The sequence below is a fragment of the Bacteroides sp. CAG:189 genome (assembly GCF_000432295.1).
Lineage (GTDB): Bacteria > Bacteroidota > Bacteroidia > Bacteroidales > Bacteroidaceae > Bacteroides > Bacteroides salyersiae.
Genome location: NZ_HF990992.1, coordinates 1 through 3,075, shown reverse-complemented (window position 1 = coordinate 3,075; position 3,075 = coordinate 1). Strand labels below are relative to the sequence as shown.

3 protein-coding genes are annotated in these 3,075 nt (G+C 41.9%); 1 reads left to right on the top strand and 2 read right to left on the bottom strand.

Translation table 11 applies throughout. The annotated features are described in order from the left end of the window. Window positions 1-1,461, bottom strand: a 1,461-nt coding sequence (locus QVP90_RS01675) for a PAS domain-containing sensor histidine kinase (RefSeq protein ID WP_288203736.1), incomplete at its 3' end; no start/stop codon positions are given. Between the two features lie 143 nt (window positions 1,462-1,604). On the opposite strand from QVP90_RS01675, the gene QVP90_RS01670 reads away from it, so the two are divergent. Beyond that, window positions 1,605-1,961 (top strand): response regulator, encoded by a 357-nt coding sequence (locus tag QVP90_RS01670; RefSeq protein ID WP_007832352.1) that lies wholly within the window; start codon window positions 1,605-1,607, stop codon window positions 1,959-1,961. A gap of 3 nt (window positions 1,962-1,964) precedes the next feature. On the opposite strand, the gene QVP90_RS01665 is transcribed toward QVP90_RS01670, so the two are convergent. After that, window positions 1,965-3,075: glycosyltransferase family 2 protein (locus QVP90_RS01665; protein ID WP_288203735.1), on the bottom strand; the 1,111-nt coding region annotated here is incomplete at its 5' end.

The following is a 3,075-nucleotide window of genomic DNA, read 5'->3' as shown; positions in this document are numbered from 1 at the left end:
GGAAGCTGGTGGAAGTTTTTCCTCCCATTTCATATCTCCGTTTGCTGAAATGTAAGGCAATGTAAAAGTGAATGTGGTTCCGGTTTCCATTTTTGATTGTACAGCTATTTTTCCTCCTAACTTTTCTACAATGATTTTGCTGATGGAAAGACCCAGTCCTGTACCTTGCACCTGGTTGTTGGCCATGATGAAACGGTCGAATATCTTGTCTATCTTGTCATCGGAAATACCGCTTCCGGTATCGGCTATATGAAAAACAATTTCTTTTTCCGTCAATTTATATCCGAAGCTGATAGAACCTTTGGCTGTGAATTTTGTAGCATTACCTATCAGGTTGGAGAAAACCTGGAACAAGCGGTTCCTGTCTGTCGAGATAACCAGTGACGGATCGGACTCTTCGAAAACAAGCTCCACCCCAGGCTGACACCTGAAACTATACGTGTTTTTTACATCCTCACATAAAGTATAAAGGGATACAGGCGCATAGTTGAACTCCATCATGCCCGATTCAATCTTCGACAGGTCCAAAATCTCGTTGATAAGTTCCTGCAGGCGCATGTTGTTTTTTTCTACAATATCGTAATACTGCAATCTTTCCTCGGCGTTTTCCGTTTCAGCTATAATGCGTGAGAATCCTAGAATGGCATTCAACGGTGTACGGATTTCATGGCTCATATTGGCAAGGAAGGCAGATTTCAGCTGGTTGGAGCGTTCTGCTTTCCAAACAATCTCGGATGTGTTCTGTATATATCCTTCCAATACGGTCCTTTGCATATATACCTCTTTATGATATGTTTTTATTCTCATGTTGACGGTCTTTCCGTCAATAAGGAGTTTGTAGTTTATGGTATTGGAAGCATCCTTCTCCTTCAGATTTTCTTCCAGCCATTGACTGAAACGGGCCTTGTCATCAAGGTGCATATAGTTCATGTATTCATCTATGGAAATCTGTTTCTGTTCCTCATCGTTACAGAATATCCGGGTGTATCCCGAATAAGTGAAGAACCGTGTGGACGAATCGTATGCCCATAATCCTATTCTTGCGGCTTTTTCTATTTCGCACAAATCTTTTTGCTTTTTTTCCAGTTTCAGCCTGACGACACTCCGGCCTGTGATATCCCTGTATTGAAAAAGAAAATGCTCCTCATCATACTTGCTGATAATACATTTGTAGTATTTTACGTCATCTTCCAATATTAATTTGTAATTCCGTGCGGAAAGTTTGTCTCCTGCCCGTACTTTGGTGAATTCCGCATACATCTCCCGTGCCGTTTCCACAGGGAAATAAGAGAATATATTTCTCCCTATAATATCTTGTTCTTTTATAAAGAAGTCCGTCGTATTAGCCTTGAAGTCTAAACAGGTGCCGTCTTTATATACGAAAAACATAGTATCAGCCGTAATTTCCAGAATTTTGTCTGCATACTGCTTATCGTGCAATATATTACTCGGAATTTTCATATTAATAGTATGATTCTCAATATACTGTTTCTCTTAGCGAATTTAGATGCGTGATATTTGTTACTGACAGCAAATATACAAAAAAAATATTGTTTATATCATTTTATATCGTAATTTTGCAAGGTAATCAATGAAAAGAAGAAATGAAAAAGATTTTGGTAGCTGAAGATACGGAAAGTAATTACCTCTTATTATCTATAATTTTAAGAAAGGAGTATGAAGTTTACCGTGCCCACGATGGGCAGGAGGCTATTGAGAAATTTGAGGGTTGCCGGCCCGATATGATTTTGATGGATATAAAGATGCCTGTTATGGACGGTTTGGAAGCTACCAGAAGAATTCGTCTGAAAGGGGGGACACTTCCCATCATAGCTCTTACCGCCAATGCGTATGACAGTGACCGTGACAAGGCTTTTGAAGCCGGATGTGACGATTATATGGCCAAGCCGATTATGGCTCCCGCTTTGCGTGAGATGATAGAAAAATATTTTGGTGAGTAAATATTATGCCCTGCGGGATTTTTCCCATGTTCCGCCGGCATGTCTTTTCAAATAGAAGAAACCTTTTATCACATTGATGTTCATGAACAGGAAATAGTAGGGAATATAAAGTAATTTGTTCTTTACGGACTTGGCAGACAGGAAGCTGCCATAAACTCCCCCGAGGTAGAATGCGGATTGCAGCAGAAGAAAAAGAAAGTAAACCGGATGGCTCTCACTACAGACAACCAGCAGGATATTCAGGGGAAAGAGCAGAAACAAGGCAACCGGGGTTACCGACCATCTCAGTACGCGGTGGGAGACATATTGAAAACTGAGGATTCCATAACGTAGAGGATTTAGCAGTTCTTTCAAACGATAGACGGACTGCAATCCTCCTGCCGAGATACGTATTTTTCTTTTCTCCTCTTCTTTCATATCGGCCGATCCGCTTTCCAAGGCATATGCCGTATCACAATATGCTATCGTATACTGCTTCATGGCGATACGCAGGGACAGCATAAAATCATCCAGTAGGGTATCTTCAGGCATTTCCTCATATAACGGGGTGCGGATGGCAAATAATTCTCCGGCAGCACCTATGGCGGAATAGAGCTGATAATCCATTTTTTTCAGCCATGATTCATATTTCCAGTACAATCCTTCTCCTCCGGAAACAGCTCCTCCGGTACTGTACATGTCTACCCGTTTTTCTCCTGCCACGCATCCCACCTGCGGATGGTTAAAACATTTTACTATCTCGCGAACGGCCTGCGGATTAATAAATGTATTGGCGTCTGTGAATATGACCAAAGGCGTGGTGACAAATCCCATTCCCCGGTTCATAGCGGCTGTTTTTCCTTTTCTTTCGGGGACGAACAATAGGGTGACATCGGGATACGCTTTTAATTTTTCATTGGTTCGGTCATTGCTGCCGTCCGTTACCCATACGATATGCAGTTTCTCTTTGGGATAATCCAGTTCGTGGCAGTTTTTCATCTTTCCGTTTACTACCTGTTCCTCATTATAGGCGGTGATGAACAGGGTGATTTCGGGCAGGGCGGTGTTGTTGCCGTTCCGGCAGGTTTCTTGCTCCGGTTCGTCCGTATCGTAGAAGAAAAGAAAACTTTGTTTT

Bases quoted from the DNA above. Each gene is read 5' to 3' on its own strand.
- QVP90_RS01670 (WP_007832352.1), top strand. From the start codon at position 1,605: ATGAAAAAGATTTTGGTAGCTGAAGATACGGAAAGTAATTACCTCTTA.